This is a genomic window from Halopseudomonas sp., from assembly GCF_038130085.1.
Classification (GTDB): domain Bacteria; phylum Pseudomonadota; class Gammaproteobacteria; order Pseudomonadales; family Pseudomonadaceae; genus Halopseudomonas.
In genome coordinates, this window is record NZ_JAYPMU010000005.1 from 13514 (window position 1) to 38248 (window position 24735).

26 protein-coding genes are annotated in these 24735 nt (G+C 60.2%); 21 read left to right on the forward strand and 5 right to left on the reverse strand.

Annotated features, from left to right (window positions below; all coding sequences use genetic code 11):
* Positions 1-176: 176 nt before the first annotated feature.
* The 4 genes from AAFM31_RS05335 (at position 177) to AAFM31_RS05350 (ending at position 2298) form a co-directional block, all read left to right on the forward strand.
* The gene (locus AAFM31_RS05335; RefSeq protein WP_341706869.1) at positions 177-584 is read left to right on the forward strand and encodes a BON domain-containing protein; all 408 of its coding nucleotides are present in this window, start codon (positions 177-179) and stop codon (positions 582-584) included.
* A gap of 152 nt (positions 585-736) precedes the next feature.
* The gene (locus tag AAFM31_RS05340; protein ID WP_341706870.1) at positions 737-913 is read left to right on the forward strand and encodes a DUF1328 domain-containing protein; all 177 of its coding nucleotides are present in this window, start codon (positions 737-739) and stop codon (positions 911-913) included.
* Positions 910-1350: a GNAT family N-acetyltransferase gene (locus AAFM31_RS05345; protein WP_341706871.1), complete on the forward strand. Its 441-nt coding sequence runs from the start codon at positions 910-912 to the stop codon at positions 1348-1350. The genes AAFM31_RS05340 and AAFM31_RS05345 overlap by 4 nt, the downstream gene beginning before the upstream one ends.
* Before the next feature lie 231 nt (positions 1351-1581).
* Positions 1582-2298 carry a TorF family putative porin gene (locus AAFM31_RS05350; RefSeq protein WP_341706872.1) on the forward strand — a complete coding sequence of 239 codons (717 nt, stop codon included), beginning with the start codon at positions 1582-1584 and terminating at the stop codon, positions 2296-2298.
* Positions 2299-2468: 170 nt separating this feature from the next.
* Here AAFM31_RS05350 and dcd read toward each other — a convergent pair whose 3' ends face one another.
* The 3 genes from dcd to dctP form a co-directional block, all read right to left on the reverse strand.
* Positions 2469-3035: a dCTP deaminase gene (gene dcd, locus AAFM31_RS05355; RefSeq protein ID WP_341706873.1), complete on the reverse strand. Its 567-nt coding sequence runs from the start codon at positions 3033-3035 to the stop codon at positions 2469-2471.
* Between the two features lie 77 nt (positions 3036-3112).
* On the reverse strand, positions 3113-4204 hold the full coding sequence (apbC, locus tag AAFM31_RS05360; protein ID WP_341706874.1) for an iron-sulfur cluster carrier protein ApbC: 1092 nt from the start codon (positions 4202-4204) through the stop codon (positions 3113-3115).
* Positions 4205-4340: 136 nt separating this feature from the next.
* Complete coding sequence (dctP, locus tag AAFM31_RS05365; protein ID WP_341706875.1) at positions 4341-5492, reverse strand: TRAP transporter substrate-binding protein DctP; 1152 nt, start codon at positions 5490-5492, stop codon at positions 4341-4343.
* A gap of 236 nt (positions 5493-5728) precedes the next feature.
* On the opposite strand from dctP, the gene AAFM31_RS05370 reads away from it, so the two are divergent.
* The 3 genes from AAFM31_RS05370 to AAFM31_RS05380 all read left to right on the forward strand — a co-directional run bounded on the left by AAFM31_RS05370 (position 5729) and on the right by AAFM31_RS05380 (position 9499).
* Positions 5729-6322, forward strand: coding sequence for a TRAP transporter small permease (locus tag AAFM31_RS05370; RefSeq protein ID WP_341706876.1), 594 nt, complete (start codon positions 5729-5731; stop codon positions 6320-6322).
* Positions 6323-6342: 20 nt separating this feature from the next.
* Positions 6343-7623, forward strand: a complete 1281-nt coding sequence (locus tag AAFM31_RS05375; protein WP_341706877.1) for a TRAP transporter large permease — start codon at positions 6343-6345, stop codon at positions 7621-7623.
* A 169-nt stretch (positions 7624-7792) separates the two neighbouring features.
* Positions 7793-9499 carry a methyl-accepting chemotaxis protein gene (locus tag AAFM31_RS05380; protein WP_341706878.1) on the forward strand — a complete coding sequence of 569 codons (1707 nt, stop codon included), beginning with the start codon at positions 7793-7795 and terminating at the stop codon, positions 9497-9499.
* A 36-nt stretch (positions 9500-9535) separates the two neighbouring features.
* On the opposite strand, the gene AAFM31_RS05385 is transcribed toward AAFM31_RS05380, so the two are convergent.
* A complete protein-coding gene (locus AAFM31_RS05385) occupies positions 9536-10153 on the reverse strand; it encodes an alpha/beta fold hydrolase (RefSeq protein ID WP_341706879.1) in 618 nt (205 codons plus the stop codon).
* A 344-nt stretch (positions 10154-10497) separates the two neighbouring features.
* Here AAFM31_RS05385 and ccoN point away from each other — a divergent pair, with 344 nt between their 5' ends.
* From ccoN to AAFM31_RS05450, 13 genes are all read left to right on the forward strand, one after another.
* The gene (gene ccoN, locus AAFM31_RS05390) at positions 10498-11925 is read left to right on the forward strand and encodes a cytochrome-c oxidase, cbb3-type subunit I (protein ID WP_341706880.1); all 1428 of its coding nucleotides are present in this window, start codon (positions 10498-10500) and stop codon (positions 11923-11925) included.
* Positions 11926-11937: 12 nt separating this feature from the next.
* Entirely contained in the window at positions 11938-12546 is a 609-nt protein-coding gene (ccoO, locus tag AAFM31_RS05395) for a cytochrome-c oxidase, cbb3-type subunit II (RefSeq protein WP_341706881.1), read from the forward strand.
* Positions 12547-12552: 6 nt separating this feature from the next.
* Positions 12553-12741 (forward strand): cbb3-type cytochrome c oxidase subunit 3, encoded by a 189-nt coding sequence (locus tag AAFM31_RS05400; protein ID WP_228247383.1) that lies wholly within the window; start codon positions 12553-12555, stop codon positions 12739-12741.
* On the forward strand, positions 12741-13631 hold the full coding sequence (ccoP, locus tag AAFM31_RS05405) for a cytochrome-c oxidase, cbb3-type subunit III (protein WP_228247382.1): 891 nt from the start codon (positions 12741-12743) through the stop codon (positions 13629-13631). Before AAFM31_RS05400 ends, ccoP begins: the two co-directional genes overlap by 1 nt.
* 203 nt (positions 13632-13834) lie before the next feature.
* Complete coding sequence (gene ccoG / locus AAFM31_RS05410; RefSeq protein ID WP_341706882.1) at positions 13835-15244, forward strand: cytochrome c oxidase accessory protein CcoG; 1410 nt, start codon at positions 13835-13837, stop codon at positions 15242-15244.
* A 17-nt stretch (positions 15245-15261) separates the two neighbouring features.
* Complete coding sequence (locus AAFM31_RS05415; protein WP_341706883.1) at positions 15262-15780, forward strand: FixH family protein; 519 nt, start codon at positions 15262-15264, stop codon at positions 15778-15780.
* A gap of 3 nt (positions 15781-15783) precedes the next feature.
* Positions 15784-18237: a heavy metal translocating P-type ATPase gene (locus AAFM31_RS05420; protein ID WP_341706884.1), complete on the forward strand. Its 2454-nt coding sequence runs from the start codon at positions 15784-15786 to the stop codon at positions 18235-18237.
* Complete coding sequence (gene ccoS, locus AAFM31_RS05425; RefSeq protein ID WP_341706885.1) at positions 18234-18446, forward strand: cbb3-type cytochrome oxidase assembly protein CcoS; 213 nt, start codon at positions 18234-18236, stop codon at positions 18444-18446. Before AAFM31_RS05420 ends, ccoS begins: the two co-directional genes overlap by 4 nt.
* The gene (locus tag AAFM31_RS05430) at positions 18443-19171 is read left to right on the forward strand and encodes a sulfite exporter TauE/SafE family protein (protein WP_341706886.1); all 729 of its coding nucleotides are present in this window, start codon (positions 18443-18445) and stop codon (positions 19169-19171) included. Before ccoS ends, AAFM31_RS05430 begins: the two co-directional genes overlap by 4 nt.
* Before the next feature lie 85 nt (positions 19172-19256).
* A complete protein-coding gene (fnr, locus tag AAFM31_RS05435) occupies positions 19257-19988 on the forward strand; it encodes a fumarate/nitrate reduction transcriptional regulator Fnr (protein ID WP_341706887.1) in 732 nt (243 codons plus the stop codon).
* Positions 19989-20005: 17 nt separating this feature from the next.
* Positions 20006-20554 (forward strand): adenine phosphoribosyltransferase, encoded by a 549-nt coding sequence (locus tag AAFM31_RS05440; RefSeq protein WP_341706888.1) that lies wholly within the window; start codon positions 20006-20008, stop codon positions 20552-20554.
* 49 nt (positions 20555-20603) lie between these two features.
* Complete coding sequence (locus AAFM31_RS05445) at positions 20604-21431, forward strand: ion transporter (RefSeq protein WP_341706889.1); 828 nt, start codon at positions 20604-20606, stop codon at positions 21429-21431.
* Positions 21432-21551: 120 nt separating this feature from the next.
* Positions 21552-22190 carry a response regulator transcription factor gene (locus AAFM31_RS05450; RefSeq protein ID WP_341706890.1) on the forward strand — a complete coding sequence of 213 codons (639 nt, stop codon included), beginning with the start codon at positions 21552-21554 and terminating at the stop codon, positions 22188-22190.
* A 12-nt stretch (positions 22191-22202) separates the two neighbouring features.
* Here AAFM31_RS05450 and AAFM31_RS05455 read toward each other — a convergent pair whose 3' ends face one another.
* Positions 22203-24005, reverse strand: a complete 1803-nt coding sequence (locus AAFM31_RS05455; RefSeq protein ID WP_341706891.1) for a hybrid sensor histidine kinase/response regulator — start codon at positions 24003-24005, stop codon at positions 22203-22205.
* Positions 24006-24160: 155 nt separating this feature from the next.
* On the opposite strand from AAFM31_RS05455, the gene AAFM31_RS05460 reads away from it, so the two are divergent.
* Positions 24161-24712 carry a hypothetical protein gene (locus tag AAFM31_RS05460; RefSeq protein ID WP_341706892.1) on the forward strand — a complete coding sequence of 184 codons (552 nt, stop codon included), beginning with the start codon at positions 24161-24163 and terminating at the stop codon, positions 24710-24712.
* The last annotated feature ends 23 nt before the right edge of the window (positions 24713-24735 follow it).

The following is a 24735-nucleotide window of genomic DNA, read 5'->3' on the forward strand; positions in this document are numbered from 1 at the left end:
CCGAAATCGTGCATTTCGCATTGCGCCCACATCAATTTAAAACCGTAACCATCTGAATTTATTGAATTTAATTTTAAACACAGAAGCGGCACGGTGCTTGCTCCTGTCAATACCGCTGCACCGAGCGATGCGCCACAAGCGACATCTGATAAGGATATTCAGCGGAGATAGATGACATGCACAGCGCCCTACCCCAAGCCTTGCTTGCCCTGTCCACCAGCCTGATTGCCTGTATGGCCTTCAGTGCTCCCGGCACCGGCTCATACCTCATGGAGCAGAACCTCGGCGTGATAGTTCAATCAAACGACGACAGCCGCGTTACCCGAGCACTCCAGCACAGACTGGCGTGGCAGGGTAACACGCAAGGCATTCAGATCCGGGTAAAGGTACGTAACGGCGTAGCGCGCCTCAGCGGAACAGTGCTCAACCCGAGCGACGTCCGCGTGGCTACCGAGACCGCACGCCATACACCCGGCGTCACACGAGTCGACAACAGTGCCCTGATGATCGCCAACAGCCGTCCGGTCAACCTGAGCAGGCCGACATCCAACACCCTGCCAGACACCAACCGACTTAGTCTGTAAAAGCCCACTCACCTAGCTGGAACAAGGACATCCGGATGACAACAGGACCCAAAGCCGCAATCTGTTTTCATATAATCGAGACAACGCAGGCTGGCGCACTGGGCACCACGCCGCCGCAAACCATCAGTAAAGAAAGACCAGGGAGATCCCCCATGTACAACTGGGCTATCACCTTTCTCATCATTGCACTGTCTGCCAGCGTGTTCGCCTTTGGCGGATTCGGGGCCCAGTACGCCAGCGCCGGCAAGTTGCTGGCTCCCTGTTTTCTGATCCTCTCTGGTTGCTGCGCGCTGCTAGGCAGGCGCAACCGGCGGCACGAACACCTGTGACCAATACAGACGCCACTGCGCACACCAAGAGTGCAACCATCAGCCAGCTGACAACCGAGCAGCTGCCACTGGCAAACAAGTTCTACCGGCAGCATCAGCGCGGCATGAAAGCCAGCACTGAACAGCAGGTCTGGGTTACCCGCGACCCGGAGATCGTTGCCAGCCTGTGCCTGCGCAACGTTGAGCACTGCTGGTGGCTTACCTCCCTGCTGGTGGCCCCGGGGGCTCGCGGTAACGGCAGGGCCAGCGCTCTTCTTCAGCAGGTACGCCAGCACTATGAGGGCAGCATCTGGTTGTTCTGCGCACCAGAGCTCGAACCCCTGTACAGGGCTAACGGCTATTGCCAAAGCGCCCTTCCGCCACCCGCCCTGGCCGACCGTCTGCGGCGCTATCAGCGCACCAAGTCACTGATCGCGATGGTGAATTCCAGCCGATGAGGCCACCGCCTGCGCCGCGCTGCACAGCTCTGCCACAGAATGCGACACACCCCTCGCAACTGCGCACCAAGATCGAGCAACGGACTCATTACCCCCTATTTCAAGCTGATCAAAATTCCAACAAAAAACACATATCCATTTGATTTAAATAATAAAAAAAATGTTGGCAAGCAAAATGCTATATGACCTGTGCCAACGCACTTAAATCAAAAACCTACGGGGTAATACGTGATGATGAAGAAACTTGCAGTTGCCGTTGCTACCGCCAGCACACTGTCTTTTGCCAACATGACTCACGCTGAAGAGTTCGACACTTTTATCGGTAAGGTTGACTCCAGCATGACCGTCACCCTGGCCACCGACTACATCTGGCGCGGTCAGTCTCAAACTGACGGCGCTGGCGCAATCCAAGGCAGCCTGGACTTCGCTCACGAAAGCGGCCTGTACATCGGCGCCTGGGCATCCAACATTGACTCCGAAGACTTCGGCGGCTCCAGCGTTGAAATCGACTACTACGCCGGTTACGGCGGAAGCATCACCGACGACATCAGCTACGACCTGTCCTGGACTACTTACACTTACCCGAAGAACAGCTCCATCGACGTTGAAGAAGCACTGGCCAGCCTGAGCCTGTACGGCTTCACCGTTGGCGCCAAGTACGCTTACGATCCTTCCAGCTCCCTGTACACCTACGTCGGCTATGACTTCTCCCTGCCGTACGACATCGGTCTGGGCCTGCACTACGGTCTGACCGATACCAAAGACCCGCTGGACGGTGTTGATGGTGACGAGAAGTACGCTGACTGGGCCGTTACCCTGGGCAAGACCATGCTGGGTCTGGACTGGGCTGTCATGTACAGCGACACCGATCTGGGTAGCGACTGCGCCTACTCCGACCAGGATTCCTGCGACGCGAACGTGACTCTGTCCGTTTCCAAGTCGCTGTAAGAGCACCATCTGAAAACGGGCGCCCTGCTCCGGGGTTCCCGTCAGCTAATGCAGTACCTTGCGCCGGTTTGCGCCCTGTTCCACGGCAGGCATGCAAATCGGCTCTTTTTTGCCTGAATCGCAGGCATGAAAAAACCGGCCATTGGCCGGTTTTTTTTACTTCCTGACTATCAGGCTCGCGGCAGGGTGACGCCGCGTTGGCCCTGATACTTGCCACCGCGATCGCGGTAGGACACTTCACAGGATTCGTCAGATTCAAAGAACAGCATCTGCGCCACACCTTCATTGGCGTAGATCTTCGCCGGGAGGTTTGTAGTGTTAGAGAACTCCAGCGTCACATGGCCTTCCCACTCTGGCTCCAGCGGCGTGACGTTAACGATGATGCCGCAGCGTGCGTAAGTGCTCTTGCCCAGACAGATGGTCAGCACGTTGCGCGGAATGCGGAAGTACTCGACAGTACGCGCCAGTGCGAAGGAGTTCGGCGGGATGATGCAAACATCACTCTGGATGTCGACGAAGCTCTTTTCATCAAAGTTCTTCGGATCGACTACCGCCGAGTGGATGTTGGTAAACACCTTGAACTCGTCGGCGCAGCGCACGTCATAGCCGTAGCTCGAAACACCGTATGAAATCACCCGATCACCTTCCGCACCGCGAATCTGGCGCTCGACAAAGGGCTCGATCATCCCGTGCTCCTGGGACATGGTACGGATCCAACGGTCGGATTTGATGCTCATGGCGTGTCCTGAAATAGGCGGTGCGAAAAAAAGACTCTGCATGTTACCGGGTTATACCGGCTGACAAAAGTCCGGAATCAGTCGTCGCTGATACTGATTTCCGGCATCTGTGCGGCATTCGCCAACTCGACGATCCGCGCTGCTGCATGGCGCGCCATGTCCTGGTAGACCATGCTGATCTGGCATTCGGGTTCAGCAATAACGGTCGGTTTGCCGCCATCGGCCTGTTCACGAATCATCATCGACAGCGGCATGGAACCGAGCAGCTCGACACCATAACCTGCTGCCAGACGTTCACCACCGCCCTCACCGAACAGATGCTCGGCATGGCCGCAGTTGGAACAGATGTGGATCGCCATGTTCTCGACCACGCCCAGCACCTGGATATTGACCTTCTCGAACATGCCGATGCCCTTGCGCGCATCCAGCAGTGCCAGATCCTGCGGGGTGGTGACGATCACCGCGCCGGTCACCGGGACCTTCTGCGCCAGGGTCAGCTGGATATCACCCGTGCCCGGCGGCATATCGACCACCAGATAGTCCAGTTCATCCCAGGCAGTCTGGGTCAGCAGTTGCATCAACGCGCCCGAGACCATCGGCCCGCGCCAGACAACCGGCGTATTGTCGTCAACCAGAAACGCCATCGACATGACCTGCAGGCCGTGCGCACGCGGCGGCACAAACCACTTGCCATCACTGACCTGCGGCCGGGTACCTTCCGGCAGGCCCAGCATCAGCCCCATGCTCGGGCCATAAATGTCGGCATCCAGCACGCCGACCTTGGCGCCTTCACGCGCGAGCGCCAGCGCCAGGTTGGCTGCAGTGGTGGACTTGCCCACCCCGCCCTTACCGGACGCCACTGCAATGATGTTCTTTACCTTTTCCAGCGCCGGAACCTGACCCTGCACGTTACCGGCCTGAATCTCGCAGCGCACGCTGACCTTCGCCGCGGTCACGCCATCCAGATTCTCGACCGCCATCTGCATCATCTGAGCGATACCGCCAACCAGACTGCCGGCAGCATACCCAAGGACCAGCTCGGCCTCGACGCGCCCACCATCAATGTCCAGGCGGCGCAAACAGCCCGCGCTCAGCAAGTCAGTGCGAAGGTAAGGGTCCTGATATTGAGCAAGCGCCTGCTCAACGGCGGCACGATCAAGCGTAGTCATGGTGATATCCCGGACGGACTGAAAGAAACAGGTCGCTATGCTACTGGCTCATCCACCGCGATGAAAGGGTGCAGGGACAAACGCAAAACGGCCCGCCCGGTGTACACCGGGCGGGCCGTCTGCCGAACGGGAGGAATCAGGCCGCGTCTTTCAGCGGCTCCTGCGCCGTCTCGGACTCGGTCTGGGCAGACTCGTCTGCGGGCTCGGCTGCAGACGCCGCCTCAACCTGCTCAATCAGGGTGTTCATCAGACGAGTACCACGCTCGCCGACCATCTCGGCAAATACGTCACGTACCGGCAGGCTGCGCTCGCGGAACACCTCGCGCTGCTCGGGCGTCAGGTACACCAGCTCGATGTCGCTGTTCTCGGTGATGATGTCCAGCCGTTCGGTGTTCAGGCGCGTCTGCACCTCATGAATCCACGGCACCAGTTCAACCACCACGTCATCGATGATCGTCTTGCGTTCATCGCTCAGAGCGTCGTACCAGTCGCTGTTGGCCATAAAGGTGGCGATGAACTGGGCTTGGTTGGCGAAGATCAGATAATCCTGCACCTTGTAGAAGTCCATCTCCTGGTGGGCAAACACCGGCTGGATATTGCCATCGAGCTGCCCCAGCTGCATGCCGCTGAACAGCTCACCATATTCCATGGTGGTCGGATCGGCGCCGTAAGCGCTGTAGGTTTCACGCAGCAGGCGGTTGTCCATGGTACGAATCGCCATGCCGTCAAAATCGGCCGGCGACTTGACCGCCTTGTTGGCGCTCCAGACCTGCCAGCCCTCAGGCACAATCGCCAGCGGCTGCAAACCACGATCACGGTAGGAGGCGACCAAATCGTCGTTTTTACGGAACTCGGGGGCGTTGAGAATTTCGGTATTGGTCTTCTCGTCGTCGGTCAGCACGAAGTTCAAGCTGAACAACTGGGACTCAGGCACGGTGCCGCCAAGAAAGCCGGAGCCGAAGGCAAACTGGACTGCGCCGGACTGTACCTGATCATAGATGTCAGTGAGACCACCAAGCTGCCCGTAGGTGTAGAGCTTGACCTCAACGGCACCATCGGTTTTCTGCTTGATCAAGTCGGCAAACTTGGCGCCGTACTCGTACTGCACACTGCCTTCAATCTCTTCCAGGGCAAAACCCCAGGTCTCGGTTTCCACTTCTTCCACTTGGGCAACAATGCTCTGTTCCGGGGCCGCGGCGCCTGAACTCGACGCGACAGGTTCTTCCTCGGAACCGCATGCAGCCAGCACCACCGCTGCCGCGGCAAGACATCCATTACGCAAATTCATGGAACACTCCTTTTCAATTGTTCTGGATTCCTACCAGACCCTAACACAGCAAACGCACATGTTCACGTCGTGCAAAGACGATTGATATGGGTTAAGGTCAAAAAAGGAGTACAAATTCACCCTCTGAATCGAATGTGACCAATACGTCCATTTGAAGACAGAAGACGGCATGAATCTCCAAGAGATTCCCCATTGGTCAGGTCTCGACCATGTGCGCCGCGTACAGGAACAGACAGATGTCCCGACCTGCCGACAGCTCGGCAAATCGTCGCCCCACGTCCCTCATACTGCGCCTGCTCGAAGCCGTAGACCGATTCACCGAATGGCTGGAGAAGAGCGTTCTTGGGCTCAGCGTGCTGTTTCTGGCAGGCCTGCTCATCACCCATGTGCTCGGCCGTCAACTGTTCGGCCAAGGCGTTACCGGCCAGGTCGAGCTGACCCAGATGAGTCTGGTGATCATGACCTTCGCCGGCGTCGGCTACGCTGTTCGGCACGCCCGGCATATCAGCATGTCGGCGTTTTCGGATCAGCTCAGTGGCCTGCCACGCAAAGCCCTGCTGGTCGTCATCAGCCTTGGTACCGGCGCGCTGATGTTTTATCTGGCCTGGTACGCGGCAGACTACGTGGCAACCATGGCCGAACGCGGCCGCACCTCTTCAGCGCTGCAGATTCCGCTGTGGATTCCCTATCTGGCCGCGCCCATCGGCCTGGCGCTTGCCGGAATCCAGTTCTGGCTGACCGCCATTCGCAACCTCACCTCCCGAGAAACGTACCGGTCCTTCACCGAGAAGGACGAGTACCTGGACGCCCCTGAAGACAGCGCCCTCTAAACGCCCGACACGGACCGCCCATGCTGACCCTTACGCTGATAACCATGATCACCCTGCTGGCCTTGGGCTTCCCGATGATGGTGCCACTGCTGGTGGCCGCCCTGATGCTGCTGTTTCTGGTCATTGGTATGGGCAACGTCGAGCTGCTGATGGGGCAAATGATCAGCGGCGTGCAATCCTGGGCACTGGCCGCCGTACCACTATTTATCTTTGCCGCAGACCTGATGACCCGCGGTCACACGGCAAACCGGCTGCTGGATCTGGTGCAGAGCTTCGTCGGCCACTTGCGCGGCGGGCTGCCGATTACTACCGCAGCCAGTTGCACGCTGTTCGGTGCAGTATCCGGCTCGACCCAGGCGACTGTCGTTGCCATGGGCGGCCCGATGCGGCCCAAGCTGCTGGAAAAGGGCTACTCGGACAACTTCACGCTGGCACTGATCATCAACGCGAGCGATATCGCCCTGCTGATCCCGCCGAGCATTGGCATGATCATCTACGGCGTAATCTCGGGATCATCAATCGGCGACCTGTTCATCGCCGGGATCATTCCCGGGCTGCTGATCCTGTTGATGTTCTCGGTGTATTGCTGGATTGCCTCCGTACGCATGGGTATCGAGCCGGAGCCGCGCAGCAGCTGGAGCGTTAGACTCACAGCCCTGAAAAAAGCGCTGCTGCCGCTGGGTTTCCCTCTCGTGGTTGTTGGCGGGATTTACGGCGGTATCTTCAGCCCGACCGAAGCAGCCGCGATCGCCGTGCTCTACGCGCTGGTGCTGGAAGTCGTGATTCTGCGCGCGGTCAAGCTCAGCGAGCTATGGGATGTTGCCCTGTCTACCGGGCTGATCACCGCCGTGGTGTTTATCCTCGTCGCCGCTGGCAATGCCTTCACCTATGCGATTTCGTTTGCGGGCATCCCGCAAGCGCTGCTGGAACCGGTGATCGCCAGCATCGGCGACAATCCGACGCTGGTACTCGGCCTGATCGCAATTTCCTTTTTCATCGGCTGCATGTTTGTCGATCCGATCGTCGTCATCCTGATTCTGACGCCGCTGTTCAAACCAGCCGTCGAAGCATCGGGGCTTGATCCGGTGCATGTCGGCGTGATCGTGACCCTGCAGGCAGCGATCGGCTCCGCCACCCCACCCTTCGGCTGCGACATCTTTACCGCGATGGCAATCTTCCGTCGGCCGTACTTTGAGGTGATACGCGGAACGCCACCTTTCATTCTCATTTTGTTGCTGGCGACCGCTCTATTAGTGCTATTTCCACAGCTATCCCTGTGGCTGCCATCGCTTGCCGGATAACACGGCTCAAAAATATGTCGCCAACAATGGCGCTTATGCCCTATCGAAAATGTGGAACAGTGCCGATATGCTGTCGTAGTAACAGTAGAAGAAGCGCGTGAAAAGCCCATTCCAGAGCCATCACGCCTCTGCTGCAACAACAATAATTCAAAGCAGCCTCGGAGGCGGCATGATTTCCGAACAACAAAGCGGTGCCATTTCGGGTACACCAGCACCCGGCGTTATCAAAGGACGCCTCACTCTCAGTGGTCTGCTCGCCTGCGAAGCCTTCTTCTTTGCGGCCGTATTGAGCAGCACCAGCGGCCTGCTGTTCTGGGCAGCACTGGTGATGATTGTCCCAACCCTCGCATTCACGGCACTGAGCATCGCCGCCCCCCGCCAGCAAGGCGGATTCGGCAGCTTATTCAACCGCATTAACGGCAACCAGATCGATCTGCGTCCGGACCAGCTGCGATTGGAGCAGGACGAAGCCAGCCAATCGTTCGCCAAACTGAACCAGCGCCTGCGTGGCATCATCATGGAGCTTCAGCAGAACAGCCTGGCCACGGCGCTGGCCTCCGCCAACAGCCGGCTGCTAACGGAGCAGGCAGCCCAGGACGCCAAGGTTCAGCAACAACTGTCCGAACTGATCTTTCAGGCCAGCGAACAGACTACCGGCGCACTGCAGGACATCTCCCATCGCGCCACCGGCGTTACCGAGGTCAACTCGCGCAACCTGGATGTCGCTCGCCAATCACGCCTGCAGATGAATGACGCCCGCAGCAAGATGCAACAGATCAGCGACGCGATGACTGGCTTCAAGGACAACGTCAATGCGCTGAACGCCAGCTCAAACCGTATCCGCGAGATTCTGACCACCGTTCAGGACTTCTCCGCCCAGACCAACATGCTGGCGCTCAATGCGGCAATCGAAGCGGCTCGGGCCGGCGAACAGGGCCGCGGTTTTGCCGTCGTCGCCGATGAGGTGCGCAACCTGTCCTTCAAGGTAGGCAACGCCGCGGATCAGATCAGCCAACTGATGGAACAGATGACCAGCGCCATGTCCGGTGCTGACCAGCAAACCCAGGGCATCCTCGAGCAGACCGAGTCCACCGGGGTTGCGGTCAGCAGCGCCGCGGACCAGTTCGACGCCATGGTCGAGGATTTCCAGCGCGCCAACGACGACCTGCTGATGGTCAGCAGCGCGCTGGAACAGCTCACTGCCACCAATACCGAAACACTCCAGCACGGCAGCGAGATCCGCGACCTCAGCCTGACCATCACCAAACACATGGAGTCGAGTTTCCGCCAGGCCGATTCGCTGCGCGACAACACCAACCTTGCGCTGCGCTCACTGGCTGGCTTCCGTATCGGTGAAGGGCACATGGAAGCGGTGACCGAGTTGCTGATGGGACGACGTCGCGAGATAGAAGCACGCCTTGAACAGATTGCCGACGCCGGCGTAGACCTGTTCGATCAGAACTACACACCGATCCCGAACACCAACCCGCCCAAACATGACGTGCGCTGGGCCGATGCCTTTATCGAACGCATTCGCCCCCTGCTCGACGAGTGGGATAAGGGCGGCAAGGACGGCATCGTCTATATGGCGGCGGTTAACGAGAAAGGCTATCTGCCAACCAGCCGCAGCGCGTCGTCACAACCGCCGACCGGCGACCCACGCGTCGATGCGGCTCGCAGCAACTACAAACGCTTTGCGGTCACCAACGAAAGCGACCTGCGGGTCATGAGCAGCTGCACCTACCTGAACATGGGTACCTTTGTTCTGCCTGGCAGCACCACTGTGATCTTTGTGCTGTATGTACCGCTGATGGTCAAAGGTCGTCGCTGGGGGACCATGTCCGCCGCACTGATGCCCGCGGCCCTCGGCGTGTAAGCTCACTCGGGCACGGCATGCCGTGCCCTCGCCCTGTCACTGTCCCTGCATGAAGGTGGCGGCTACGGACGCCGCTTCTTCAATCAAGCCCTGCTGGGTCAGGCCGCTGGACTTGAGCGGCTTGAAGTCATGTTCGCCACTTTCAAGCCAGTGCAACCGCAGCCTCTGATCCAGGTCGTATTCAGCAACCTCGCCTGGCTTGCCGAACGGGTCGCGCGTACCTTGCACAATCATCCCTCGGCACTGGAGCTGTTGAAGGTGCTCGGTCCGGGTACGCTCAGGTTTGCCCGGCGGGTGAAACGGGTAGCCAAAGCAGACGAAGCCCTCAGCGCCGATCTCTGCAGCGAGCATACTGGCAACCCGCCCGCCCATGGATTTGCCCCCGACGAAGTAAGGCCCCTTCACCTGTGCGGCGTGTTCACGGAACGCCGCCTCCAAGGCCGGCATCGGATTGGGAGGCCGCTTGCGTCCGGTCGCACGGCGCTCGGCCATGTAGGGGAATTCGAAACGCAAAACCCGCACCCCTCTCGCAGCCAATGCCGCCGCCAACTGGTCCATAAACGGGCTGTCCATCGGCGCGCCCGCGCCATGAGCGAGCAGCAACTGAGCGACTGGCACCACGGCGGGCTCGTCGACAAGAAATGAAACAGTCATGTCTTCCTTTATATATCCGCACTGAAACAGTGCGACACCTTGTCACACGAGGGCCCGCGGTTCCAGCTTCACAGAGTCGGGATCGCTGACTAGGCTCAACAGAGCAAATGTAGCGTCATGGGCCCGAAGGGGCGATGTAACGCCTTTGCTCAGGCCGCCGGGCAACGCTCACACCTGTGCTTCAAATGGCCGAAAACAACCCGTTTTGTTTCGGCCTCAGGCCAGCCAGAAGGCTCTGCAAGGCGCCGTAGCACTGACCTATGTCATTGCAATGAGCGCGGGCTTTCCTCATACTTGCCAGCGCTTTAATACCCATAAACCAACTGCTATCCGTGGAATCTCGCATGAGCACAGCTACCACTCCGACAGCCTATAACTATAAGGTGGTACGCCAGTTCGCCGTCATGACGGTGGTCTGGGGTATCGTGGGCATGGCCATGGGCGTCTTCATTGCGTCCCAACTGGTCTGGCCCGAACTGAATTTTGGCTTGCCGTGGACTACCTTCGGACGCCTGCGTCCGTTGCACACTAACGCGGTCATCTTCGCCTTTGGCGGATGTGCCCTGTTTGCCACTTCCTACTACGTGGTACAGCGTACCTCGCAGGCCCGCCTGGTCTCTGATGGCCTGGCTGCCTTCACGTTCTGGGGCTGGCAGGCAGTCATCGTGCTCGCCGCCATTACCCTGCCGATGGGTCTGACCTCCAGCAAGGAATACGCTGAGCTGGAATGGCCGATCGACATCCTGATTGCTGTCGTCTGGGTCAGCTATGCTCTGGTGTTCTTTGGCACCATCATGAAGCGCAAGATGAAGCACATCTACGTGGGTAACTGGTTCTTCGGTGGCTTCATCCTCACCGTTGCTGTCCTGCACATCGTCAACAGCATGGCGATTCCGGTCAGCCTGACCAAGTCGTACTCCATGTACGCTGGTGCGACTGATGCGATGATCCAGTGGTGGTACGGCCACAACGCGGTTGGTTTCTTCCTGACTGCCGGCTTCCTGGGCATGATGTACTACTTCGTTCCCAAGCAGGCTGAGCGTCCGATCTACTCCTATCGCCTGTCCATCGTCCACTTCTGGGCGCTGATCTCCATCTACATCTGGGCCGGCCCGCACCACCTGCACTACACCGCCCTGCCTGACTGGGCTCAGTCTCTGGGCATGATCATGTCCCTGATTCTGCTGGCACCCTCCTGGGGCGGCATGATCAACGGCATGATGACCCTGTCCGGCGCTTGGCACAAACTGCGCACCGATCCGATCCTGCGCTTCCTGGTTGTGTCCCTGGCGTTCTACGGCATGTCGACCTTCGAAGGCCCGATGATGGCGATCAAGACCGTCAACGCGCTGTCCCACTACACCGACTGGACCATTGGTCACGTACACGCCGGTGCTCTGGGCTGGGTTGCCATGATCTCCATCGGTTCGCTGTACCACCTGATCCCGAAAGTGTTCGGTCGTGAAGCCATGTACAGCACTCCGCTGATCAACGCTCACTTCTGGCTGGCGACTATCGGTACCGTACTGTACATCGTCTCCATGTGGGTCAACGGCATCACCCAGGGCCTGATGTGGCGCGCTGTAAACATCGACGGCACACCGACCTACTCCTTCGTTGAAGCACTGGAAGCGAGCCACCCGGGCTTTATGGTCCGTGCACTCGGCGGCGCCTTCTTCCTGATCGGCATGCTGCTGATGGCCTACAACGTATGGCGTACCGTGCGCCAGAGCAAAGCGGCCGACCTCGAAGCCGCCGCACAGACTGCCTGAGGGACGCGTTAAATGAAACTGCATGAAACAGTAGAAAAAAACCTTGGTCTGATGGTCGTTCTGATCGTCATCGCCATCAGCTTCGGCGGTCTGGTTCAGATCGTCCCGCTGTTCTTCCAGCCGGAAACAACCGAGCCGGTTGAGGGCCTGCGCCCTTACACCGCGGTTGAGCTGGAAGGCCGTGACATCTACATCCGCGAAGGTTGCGTAGGCTGCCACTCGCAGATGATCCGTCCGTTCCGTGCCGAGACCGAGCGTTACGGTCACTACTCGGTTGCCGGTGAAAGCGTCTGGGAACACCCCTTCCTGTGGGGTTCCAAGCGTACCGGTCCGGATCTGGCTCGTGTTGGCGCTCGTTACTCCGACGACTGGCACCGTGCTCACCTGATCAAGCCTCAGGACGTAGTGCCGGAATCCAAGATGCCTGCCTTCCCTTGGCTTCAGGACGCTGTACTTGATGGCAAGTACACCGCAAAGAAGATGGAAGTGCTGCGTGGCTTGGGTGTTCCCTATACCGACGAAGACATCGCCGGTGCCAAGGAAGCCGTTCAGGGCGTATCCGAAATGGATGCTCTGATCGCTTACCTGCAGCACCTGGGCACTGTCCTGTCGGATCGGTAAGCCACCATGGATAACAGCACTCTCCAGGGTCTCGGCACCGTCTTCGCCATGGCGGCCTTCATCGGCGTTGTGATCTGGGCCTACAGCTCACACAAGAAGAAGGACTTCGACGAAGCCGCTCAGCTGCCGTTTGCCGACGAAGACGAGCACGAGACCTCGGACGAGCAGCATAAAGATGCTAGGAGTAACAAGTAATGACTAATTTCTGGAGCGGGTACATTGTCATTCTGACCCTGACCTGCCTTGGCCTGATTCTCTGGCTGCTGCTGGCCACCCGCAAAACCCAGCGCCCTGGTCCGACCAACGAGACCATGGGCCACAGCTTTGACGGCATTGAGGAATACGACAACCCCCTGCCCCGCTGGTGGTTTGTCCTGTTCGTTCTGACCATGGTGTTTTCTGCGGTCTATCTGTTCCTGTTCCCGGGTCTGGGCAAATGGCCGGGCTACCTGAACTGGACCCAGGAAAGCCAGTACGAAGCGGAAGTAGCGCGCGCTGAAGAGCGTTTCGCCCCTATCTTCGCCAAGTACACCGCCATGCCGGTTGAGGAAGTTGCCAAGGTGCCGGAAGCGGTTGCCATCGGCCAGCGTCTGTTTGCCACCAACTGCTCGGTTTGCCACGGTTCTGACGCACGCGGCGCGTTCGGTTTCCCGAATCTGACCGACAACGACTGGCTGTACGGCGGTGACCCGGAAACCATCAAGACCACCCTGCGTGCAGGCCGCCAGGCTGCAATGCCGGCGTGGCTGGCCGTTATTGGTGAAGACGGTGTTCGCAACGTCTCCGGTTATGTTCGCAGCCTGTCTGGCCTGGAAACCGAAGGCGTCGATCTGGCCGCAGGCAAGACCACCTACACCAACACCTGTGCGGTCTGTCACGGTGGCGACGGCAAGGGCAACCAGCAACTGGGTGCGCCGAACCTGACCGACGACATCTGGCTCTACGGCTCCAGCTTCCTGCAGGTGCAGCAGACCATTCGTTACGGTCGTAACGGCCACATGCCCAGCCAGGCCCACCTGGGCGAGGACAAGATCCACATGCTTGCCTCCTACGTTTACAGCCTGTCCCACAAAGACGCGCAGTAATCGCAGCCTGAGCTGACCAAAACGGGGAGACATTGTCTCCCCGTTTTGCTTTATGACCCAGATCAACAGACCTTGCGCGCGACTACCGGTCGCATTGTTCTGATAGCCCAAGCAGTCTATGTTCTGTACTGAAGGCAAAGTCTGTCCCTACGCGAGGCCAGTCTGCCTACCCATCCTACCTGCCTGATAGGGTTAGCCTGACCATGAGCAAGATCCCTCTCGAAGATGTAACTCCCAAGGTCGAAACCATTGACCTCTACGCCAAACGCGACAAGATCCAGACCCGCTCCTACAAGGGTCTGTTCAAGAACATTCGTCTGATTGGTGTGGGCTTCCTGTTTCTCATGTACTTTGGCACCGTCTGGCTGCCCTGGGGTGATCGTCAGGCCGTGCTTTGGGATCTGCCTGCCCGCCAGTTCCACATTTTTGGCGCTACGTTCCAGCCGGAAGATTTCTTCCTGCTCTCGTTTTTGCTGATTATCTGCGCCTTCGGCCTGTTCTTTATCACCGTGTTCGCCGGCCGCGTCTGGTGCGGTTACACCTGCCCGCAAACCGTCTGGACCTGGATCTTCATGTGGGCCGAGCGTGTTACCGAGGGTGAGCGCAACGCCCGCATCAGGCTCAACAAGGAGCCGATGAGCGCCAACAAGCTGATGCGCAAGGCGGCCAAACACAGTATATGGCTGGCGGTATCACTGATTACCGCAATTACCTTTGTTGGCTATTTCACCCCTATCCGTGGCCTGTTTGCCGATATCTTCACCCTGCAAATCGCCGGCTGGGCGCTGTTCTGGGTGTTTTTCTTTACCGCTGCGACCTACATCAACGCCGGCTGGATGCGCGAGCAGGTGTGCATCTACATGTGCCCCTACGCACGCTTTCAGAGCGTGATGTTCGATGCCGACACCCTGATCGTCTCCTACGATGCCAAACGCGGCGAACCGCGTGGCTCGCGCAAGAAGGACGTTGACCCGGCCGAAGTCGGCAAGGGCGACTGTATCGACTGCCACGTCTGCGTACAGGTCTGCCCGACCGGCATCGACATCCGCAACGGTCTGCAATACGAGTGCATTGGCTGCGCCGCCTGCGTCGACGCCTGTGACGAGATCATGGACAAGATGGAATACCCGCGCGGTCTGATTCGCTATACCACCGAGCACGCGCTGGAAGGCAAGAGTACCCATTGGCTGCGCCCTCGTCTGATCGGCTACGGTGCCGCCCTGGTGGCCATGATCTGCCTGTTCATCATCACCGTGGGCAACCTCAGCCAGGTATCGCTGGACATTGAGCGCGACCGCAATGTTCTGTATCGAGAAACCAGTGCCGGTGCTATCGAGAACGTGTACATTGTCAAAATTTTCAACAAGGCACAGACCGAGCGGAGCTATCGAGTCGAGGTTCAGGGGCATCCGGGCCTGCAGCTTGAGCTTCCGGATAACCGTCTGACCGTGGCACCCAGCCGCAAACTGGAACTGCCATTGAACGTGCAGATGGATCCGGTCGAGCTTGCCGGCGCGACCAACATCCCGATCACCTTCACCGTGACGGCAACCGATGATGAAGATGTGCAGGCCGAAGCCGAAAGCCGGTTTATGGCCCCACAGGTTCGCTGACAGATACAGGATCAAGCATGACGCAGCACGACACCTCAGCCTCACCCTGGTACAAGCAGTTCTGGGCATGGTTCATCATCGCCATCCTCGGTTTTGCCGTTCTGATCGGGGTTGGCCTGCTGATGATCGCAAGCTTTAACCCTGACAGTCTGGTACGCGACAACTACTACAGCGAAGGCAAGGCGATCAACCTGTATCTGGATCAGGACCGCAACGCCAGCACCCTGGGTATGCAGGCCGCGTTCAGCATCGATGACCTTACCGGTGACATCAGCCTGCAGCTCGGAGGTGAACTGCAGGCACTGCCGGGCACGCTCAAGCTCGACTTGATCTCCCCGACCCATGCCTCCCGCGACCGCAGCGTCATGCTGCGACAGATTCAGGGCGATACCTATACCGGTCAGCTTGAAAGTCGTGTCGAAGGGCGTCGCTACATCGAACTGAGCGATCCGGACAATGCAGGCGATGATGGATGGCGCCTGACCGGAGAGCTGAACATCGCCAAGGGCAAGCAATACCAGCTGACCACGAAGTAAGGCATGTCCCACCCAACCCCCTGTTACCACTGCGGCGAGCCGGTACCCTCCGGCGCGCCTTGGCACGTCAGCGTTTTTGGCGAGCAGCAACCGATGTGCTGCCCCGGCTGTCAAGCCGTGGCCGAAGCCATCTGCAGTGCCGGCCTTGAGTCCTACTACCGCCACCGTACCGAGACCTCGGCCAACCCGGAGGCGATGCCACGCGCGCTGCAGGACGAACTGGAACTGTACGACCGTGACGATGTGCAGCAGCGCTTCACCCAGCGCGAGGGCGACGAACAGCAGGCCGTGCTGCTGGTCGAAGGCATCAGTTGCGCTGCCTGCGGCTGGCTGATCGAGCGCCACCTGCGCGCCCAGCCGGGCGTCAGCGACGTCGCATTAAACATGGGCAACCAGCGCCTCAGCCTGCGCTGGCAGGAAGGTCAGACCCGACTGTCGACGCTGCTCAAGACGCTGCGCAAGATCGGTTACGCCGCCCACCCCTACGAGCCGGACAAGGCCTCCGAGCAGATTGCTGCTGAAAACCGCCGCTACCTGCGCCGTCTTGGTCTGGCAGGCCTGTTGTTCATGCAGGTTATGATGGCGACCATGGCGCTGTCGGAAGAATTCAATCAGGACGTTACCGGGCGCATGGCTGACCTGCTGCGCTGGGCCAGCCTGCTGATGACCACACCAGTAGTGTTCTACAGCTGCGCGCCGTTTTTTCAGGGCGCCTGGCGGGACCTGCGCAACCGCCGCCTGAGTATGGATGTCTCGGTCTCGCTGGCCATTGGCGGCGCCTACCTGGCCGGTATTTACGCCACCCTGATCGGCAGTGGCGAGGTCTATTTCGACTCGGTAACCATGTTCGCCCTGTTCCTGCTTGCCGGCCGGTATCTGGAACGGCGCGCACGCCAACGCACGGTGGAAAGCACCGCCAAGCTGGTTAACCTGCTGCCGCCCAGCGCGGTCCGCATCGACGCCGCAGGCAACGCCCAGCGCATCATGCTGGACGAGCTGCGCTGCGGTGATGTGGTCGAGGTCAAACCGGGCGAAAGCATCCCGGCCGACGGCACCATCGTCAGCGGCCAGAGCAGCGTCGATGAATCCGCGCTGTCGGGCGAGTACCTGCCAATCGCCAAAGCCGCCGGCGATACCGTCACCGCCGGCACCCTCAACGTTGAAGGGCCCCTGCGCCTGCGCATCGACGCACTGGGCGACGAAACCCGCCTGTCGGCAATCGTCCGCCTGCTTGAGCGCGCCCAATCCGACAAACCGCGCCTGGGCCGCCTGGCCGACGACGTCGCTCAGTACTTTCTGCTGACCGTCCTGCTTGCCGCGGTCGTAGTCGGCAGCGCCTGGTGGTGGGCGGCCGATCTGCATACTGCCTTCTGGATTGTGCTCGCCATGCTGGTGGCTACCTGCCCCTGTGCACTGTCACTGGCCACCCCCACCGCGCTGACCACCGCCACCGGGAGCCTGCACAAGCTGGGGCTGCTGGTCACCCGCGGCCACGTGCTCGAAGGTCTGCCGCAGATCCAGACGGTCATCCTCGACAAGACCGGCACCCTGACCGAGGGCCGCATGACCTTGGAGCAGATCCTGCCCTTCAGCGGCGTAGACGCCGATCAGGCGCTGCGCTGGGCGCAGATGCTGGAAAGCCATTCAGAGCACCCGATTGCCCGGGCCTTTGGTCGTAGCAGCGAGCAGGCAACCAACAGCAGCAACGCGCCCGGCCAGGGGCTGGAAGGCAGTTGCGATGGCCACACATTGCGGATCGGCAAACCCGAGTTCGCCATGGCGCTGTCCGGCCAACCGGAGCCCGAACGCCCTGCTGGCGACGGCCAATGGCTGCTGCTCGCGGGCACACAGGGGCCGCTATGCTGGTTTGCGCTTAATGACCGCCTGCGCAGCGATGCCGGCGAGCTGATCGAAGGGCTGCGCGCCCGCGGGCTGGAGATCGTCCTGCTGTCCGGTGACCATCAACGGGTTGTCGATCGCATCGCCCGCGAACTCGGCATCGAGCAAGCCATCGGCAACGCCAGCCCGGACGACAAGCTGGCCTTCGTCCAGGCTCGCCAGGCTGCCGGTGAGAAGGTGATGATGCTCGGCGACGGCGTAAACGATGTCCCGGTGCTCGCCAGCGCCGACATCTCCGTTGCCATGGGCAACGCTTCCGATCTGGCCAAAACCAATGCGGACGCGGTGCTGCTCGGCAGCCGTCTTGGCGCCCTACTGCAGGCCATGACCATCGCCCGCAAGACCCGCGCAATCATGATCGAGAACCTTGGCTGGGCTACCCTGTATAATCTCGCCGTGCTGCCGCTGGCTGCGTTCGGCTTCGTCACTCCGGCGCTCGCCGCCCTCGGTATGTCTCTCAGCTCGCTGCTGGTGGTGCTCAATGCCCTGCGACTAACACGCGTCGCGCGCAATACCGGCAAGCACATCGCCAGCCCTCAACCGGAGCCAAGCGCATGACCGTTCTCTACATTTTGGTCCCCATTGCTATCGCGCTGGTGATTACCGCCATCTGGATCTTCAACTGGGCCGTCAACAACGGTCAGTACGACGACCTCGACAGCCCCGCCCACAGCATCCTGTTCGATGATGACGACCCAGCCCACCTGGCAGCCCAAAAGCGCGAAGAGCACAACGACCGCGACGACGACAGCGATCCGGCCAAATGAGTGAACTGCTGTTGGCGCAACTCCTGACCGCGCTGGCGCTCGGCCTGCTCGGTGGCGGGCACTGCATCGGTATGTGCGGCGGCCTGATGGGCGCCCTGACCATGGCGATTCCGCCTGAGCAGCGTCGCGGCTGGCCGCTCTGGCGCCTGCTGCTGGCTTATAACAGCGGCCGCATCCTCAGTTATACCTTGGCCGGCGCGCTGGTCGGCAGCCTCGGCTGGGCCCTGCACAGCGCAGGGCTGGGTGTCATCCTGCGCAGCATTGCCGGCCTGCTGATGATTGCCATGGGGCTGTATCTGGCTAACTGGTGGTCCGGGCTGACACGGATCGAACGGGTTGGCCGCGGCCTGTGGCGGCATATCGAACCGCACGCCCGCCGCCTGCTACCAGTTCAGCGCCCGAGTCAGGCCCTGCTGCTCGGCACACTGTGGGGCTGGCTGCCTTGCGGTCTGGTCTACAGCACCCTGATCTGGAGCAGCAGTCACGGCAGCGCCAGCACCTCGGCTCTGCTGATGCTGGCTTTCGGCCTCGGCACCTTGCCGACACTGCTGGCCACTGGCGCTGCCGCCGAGCGCCTCACTGCCCTGCTGCGCCGCCGTAGCTTGCGAGTCAGCGCCGCTATCATGGTCATCCTGTTCGGCATCTGGACGCTGCCGGGCCCGCATCAGCAATGGCTGATACAGCACCTGAGCCTGCCCAAAGCAGCACCGCACGCGCACGGATGAACACCTGTTGCAACACTCCCGGGCGTGGCAGCTCTGCCGCGCATGTTGTACGCTTTGCCCATCGACCCACAGAGCCGTCACCGTCATGACCGATGCAATCAAACTAAAAGCGCTTCCCGAAGCGCACTGCAAGGACTGCAGCCTCGCCGCCATGTGCCTGCCACTGGCGCTGCAGGATCAGGAGCTGGACACGCTCGACAGCATCGTCAAGCGCGGCCGGCCGCTGCGCAAGGGTGAAGTCCTGTTCCGCCAGGGCGATTCATTCGACTCCCTGTACGCGCTGCGCTCCGGCACCGTTAAGACCTTCACCGTCGACGACGCCGGTGTCGAGCAGATTACCGGTTTCCATCTGGCCAGTGAGCTGATCGGCCTGTCCGGCATGGACGGCGAACGCCAGCCGGTCACCGCCGTTGCGCTGGAAACCACTTCGGTGTGCGAAATTCCCTTTGAACGCCTCGACGACCTCACTGCCAGCATGCCGACGCTGCGCCGTCAGGTCATGCGCCTGATGAGCAGGGAGATTCGCGACGATCAGCAAATGATGATGTTGCTGTCGAAGAAAACGGCCGACGAACGCATCGCCACCCTGCTGATCAACCTGTCGGCCCGTTTCCGTGCGCGCGGATACTCTGCACGCTCGTTCCGTCTGGCCATGTCGCGCAATGACATCGGCAACTACCTCGGCCTGGCGGTCGAAACCGTATCCCGGGTCTTTACCCGCTTCCAGCAGCAGGGGCTGATTGCTGCTGACGGCAAGGAAGTAGAAATTCTCAACCACGGCGAGCTATGTGCGCTGGCCGGTGGTCAACTCGACTGATTTTTCAGGACCTCCCGATGATTTTTGATGAGTACGCCATCAAGTCCCTGATCCGTCCGGTGCCCGGCTTCCCCAAGGAAGGCGTGACCTTTCGTGACATCACCCCGCTGTTCCAGTCGCCGAAAGGCCTGCGCATGGTGGCGGACAGCCTGATTCAGCGCTATATCGACAGCCCGGTGACCCACATCGGCGCCATCGACGCACGCGGCTTCCTGATCGGCTCGATTCTGGCCTATGAACTGAATCGTCCGCTGGTGCTGTTCCGCAAGGCCGGCAAGCTGCCAGCCGACACCATCAGCGCCAGCTACTCCACCGAGTACGGCGATGCGACCATCCAGATGCACAGCGATGCCCTGTCCGGTGGGGAACAAGTACTGCTGCTGGATGACCTGATTGCCACCGGCGGCACCTTCCTGGCCGCAGCCAGCCTGGTTCGCCAGTGCGGCGCCGACGTCTATGAAGCTGCGGCCATCATCGACCTGCCCGACCTGGGCGGCTCTCGCCATATGCAGGACTCGGGCATTCCGACCTATACCCTCTGCGCTTTCGCCGAAACCGAACGCTGATATACACGGCCTGCAACGCAGGCCGTCACTAGCCCTGATTGAAGCACTCATGAACACCACCCTTGAACTCAACGCCCCATGGCGCGAGCGCCTTGCTGCCTGGCTGGAACGTCCGCGTTTCCAGTTCGTCATCACCGCCCTGATTCTGGTAAACGCCGTCATCCTTGGACTGGAAACCGCGCCGACAGTAATGCAGCGCTGGGGCAGCCTGCTGCGCCTGCTGGATCAAATCATCCTCGCCTGCTTCGTCATCGAGATCAGCCTGCGTTTCATTGCCCACGGCTGGCGGCTGCTGCGCGATCCCTGGGGACTGTTCGACACGCTGGTGGTTGCCATCGCACTGATCCCGGCCAGCGGCCCGTTGGCGGTTCTGCGAGCACTGCGGGTTCTACGGGTGCTGCGCCTGATCTCCATCGTGCCGAGCATGAAGATAGTCGTACAGTCCCTGCTCTCGTCGCTGCCGGGCATGGGCAGCATCGTCGCGCTACTGGGGCTGATTTTCTATGTTGCCGCGGTGATCGCCACGCAGCTGTTCGGCGAGGCATTTCCAGAATGGTTTGGCTCCCTCGGCGCCAGCCTCTACACCCTGTTCCAGGTGATGACGCTGGAAAGCTGGTCGATGGGCATCGTGCGACCGGTGATGGAAGAATTCCCGTACGCCTGGCTGTACTTCGTGCCCTTCATTCTCATCGCCACCTTCATGATGCTGAACCTGTTCATCGCCGTGATCGTCGACGCTATTCAACATCAGCGCGAAGCCAACAGCGACGCCGAACCGGTTGTCGAGCAGCTGGATCAACAGGCGTTGCTGGCGGAGCTGCAGGCCCTGCGTAACGAGATGCAGGCGCTGCGCAAGCAGTTGCCGCCGCGCGAGTGAAGCAAATCGCCAAAGTCCGGGGTGGTGCTCGCCGCGGGCTTTGCATATCATCAGGCGGCAAACAATAACAAAGCCGCCATGTCTTCGGATCATCGGTGGCAATCGAGTCGAGGAAGACCTATGAGCAGCTTGCCACCGGATACCCGGCTTTTGCTGATTGACGACCATCAGATCTATCTGGATGGGCTCACGTTGACCCTTGGTTCGCTCTGCGAGGGCGTGCAGCTCGACCACGCCCGCAACGCCGCCGAGGCGCTGCAACAAGTTCGCGAACACCCCTACGACCTGATCCTGCTTGATTTGCAGTTACCTGATAGCAGCGGTCTGGCGCTCATGCAGAAACTGCGCGCCGCTGACGCTATGGTTCCAATCGCCATCCTCACCGCCAGTAACAGCGCCAGTGACCTGGAAGCTGCACTGCAGCTGGGCGCAGCTGGTTTTATCAGCAAGACCACCGACGGCAAGACCCTGCTCGATGCAGTAACCCAACTGCTCTACGGTGCGCAGATTGTCATCGGCGACGAATCCCTTAGCGTCGACCGCCAGAGCAACGCCCGGGAAGTCGGCATCACACCGCGCCAACTGGAGATTCTCGACCTGCTCGCCGAGGGACTGCCGAACAAGGTGATTTGCCAACGCCTGTCGTTATCCGAAGATACGGTGAAAACCCACCTCAAGGCGTTGTTCTCATCGCTCAACTGCCATAACCGCACCGAGTGCGTTACCCATGCACGCAAACTCGGCCTGGTCAGCTTCTAGCCCATCCGCCCGCTAGGCGCCCGAGACGCTGCGGCTGGCAAGCTGCAGCATATCGTTCACCACCCGGCGCAGACGCGCCGGCAGCACCGGTTTGTAGAGCAACTGAAGGTCGGCCAGGCGCGCCGCCTCGACTAACTCTTCTGCAGTGTCCGCGGTCACCAGCGCCGCAGGCCCACCGAAGATGCCCTGCTCACGTAATTGCCGAATCAACTCCAGACCGTTGAGCTCGCCCTCCAATCGGTAGTCGCTGAGTAGCACATCGACGCTGGCCGTCTCCAGCCCGGCCAACGCCTCATCAGCGCTGGCGAATGCCCAGACCACGCAGCCCCAGCTCGACAACAGCGCCTGCATCGCCTCTCGGCTTACCCGGTCGTTCTCGATCAACGCCACCTGACCATGCATATTGGGCACGGCCGCCTGACGCGGTTCGTCCGGAAGTTTTTGCCACTCGCCAACCGGTACTTCAACCCAGAACCGGGCGCCCTCACCCAGGCGCGAGATGACCCCGGACGGGTACTCTAGCAAATGCAGTATCTGCCGACAGATACTCAGCCCCAGGCCCACGCCCTTATCCAGCGTACGTGCCGGATTTCGCAACTGGGTGAACTCTTCGAAGATCCTTTCCTGGTCGTCTTCCGCCAGTCCGCAGCCGTTATCCACCACGGCGATCCGCAGACGATCCTCGTTGCGCGTAACCTCGATGCGGACCAACGTAGCGTCGGCATGCAACAACGCATTGTTCAGGTAATTGCGCAACAGCCGTTCAAGCAACAGCGTGTCACTGCGTACCGCCAGATACGGCGCACACTCGACCTCCAGACGAATGCCACGGCGCTGGGCATAGTCGTCCAGGCTAACGGTCAGACGCTGTAGCCAAGGCGCCAGATTGAACGACCGCAACTGCGGCCGAACCATCCCCACACTCAGGCGCGAGATATCCAAAAGCGAATTGAGCATCGCCTGCAGCAGTTGGGTAGAGTCGCCGAGACGGGCCACCGTGCGCTGCGCCTCCCCATCCAGCTGCTGCTCCTGCAGGTGCTGAATGAACAGCAACATCGCGTGCAACGGCTGGCGCAGGTCATGGCTGGCAGTCGCCAGAAAGTGCGTCTTGCTCTGGCTTTCACGCTCGGCGCGGCGCCTGGCGGCTTCGAGCAACTGTTCGTTGAGATAGGCACGGCGCTGCATGTACTCGTACAGATACGTTCCCAGCGAGCCCATTACCGCAAAGTTGGACAGAAAGATGCCATCGGAGATCAGCATCGACGGTGGCGCACCAGTCAACCGCTCGGCGAGCAGATACCCCAGCACTATCACCCATGAGCCCAGCACCGCCTGGCGCATCGGCAGCGCCAGCAGGAACATGCCGGAAAGCAGCACCAGATACAGGCCATCGTGGGTTACCCGAATCGGCACCTCGGCGGCGCGCGCCATGGTGATGACCATAGCGACCATCAGGCCCGTGCAAATGTAGCCAACCGTTGCCATCGCAAACGCATGCGCCGGGGGCACCCGTCCCGGCCGGTTGGCATACCAGACCGCGAAGCAGATAACAGCCAGGCCAAAAAGGCGGATGCTGAGGGTGTATTGCGCCAGTTCGGGGGGCAGATAAATGTGATCGAGCCACATGAACAGCAGCATGAAGATGATCGAAGAGCTGGCCACCACCACCACGCGACTGGCCATCTTGACGTGCAAATAGTGCTGAAACGCGTCTTCGATCGGTTTGCTGAAGCGCAGCCGCTTCAAGCCCCGCTCTTCAGCCAGAAAGGCCGGTTCATCAATTGGAGGCGCGCTGCCGCGTGCGGATTCCTGCATGGTTCAAGGCCCATTGTTGTTATGAGTACGACCGTTATGACGGCTTGTTATATGCGGAAAACCGCAGAACACAAAATAATTTAAAAACAACGCATTACAAGATCAAACTAGAGCTACGCTTTAAAACAAGACGGTAACCTACAGGACGTAAATCGATGTCCGCCATCGCAGCCCAGCAGCCCCAGCATCAGCCCGAGCAATCTGCTCCACTCAATCTGCTGGCGCTGACCGATACCGCCACGTTACAACACAGTATTCTGCAACCAACCCTCGACTACCTCGGCGTCACCTGCCAGCGCACCAGCCAGTTACTGCTCGGCACACTGCTGTGCACCGCGCGCCTGGCCGGCACCAAGCGCGCCGATCAGGCCATCGGCCCTTACGGCATCAGCGCTCAGCTGCACACCCATCTGTGGGACGACTACCTGGCCCTGCAACCGGAACTGGCGAGCCGGGTTCGTGGCCTTGCCAGTCAGCACTGTTTTCTGCGCGACCCGCACGCCGAGCTCGGCTACAACCTGGCGTACGCCACCGCGATAGCCTGGCTGATATACCAGAGCCAGCAGCTGCAACTCCCCAAGCGCTGTGATCTGGCTAGCCTAGCGCGAATCTGGGAGACCTCCTACCCCCATCGGGGTGGTCATGCCAGTGACTTTCTGAATGCCTGGCGCCAAGCCTTCCCCTGCCGCTCGAAAACGGCGCGCTAGGCCATCTATAACGCACCATCAGC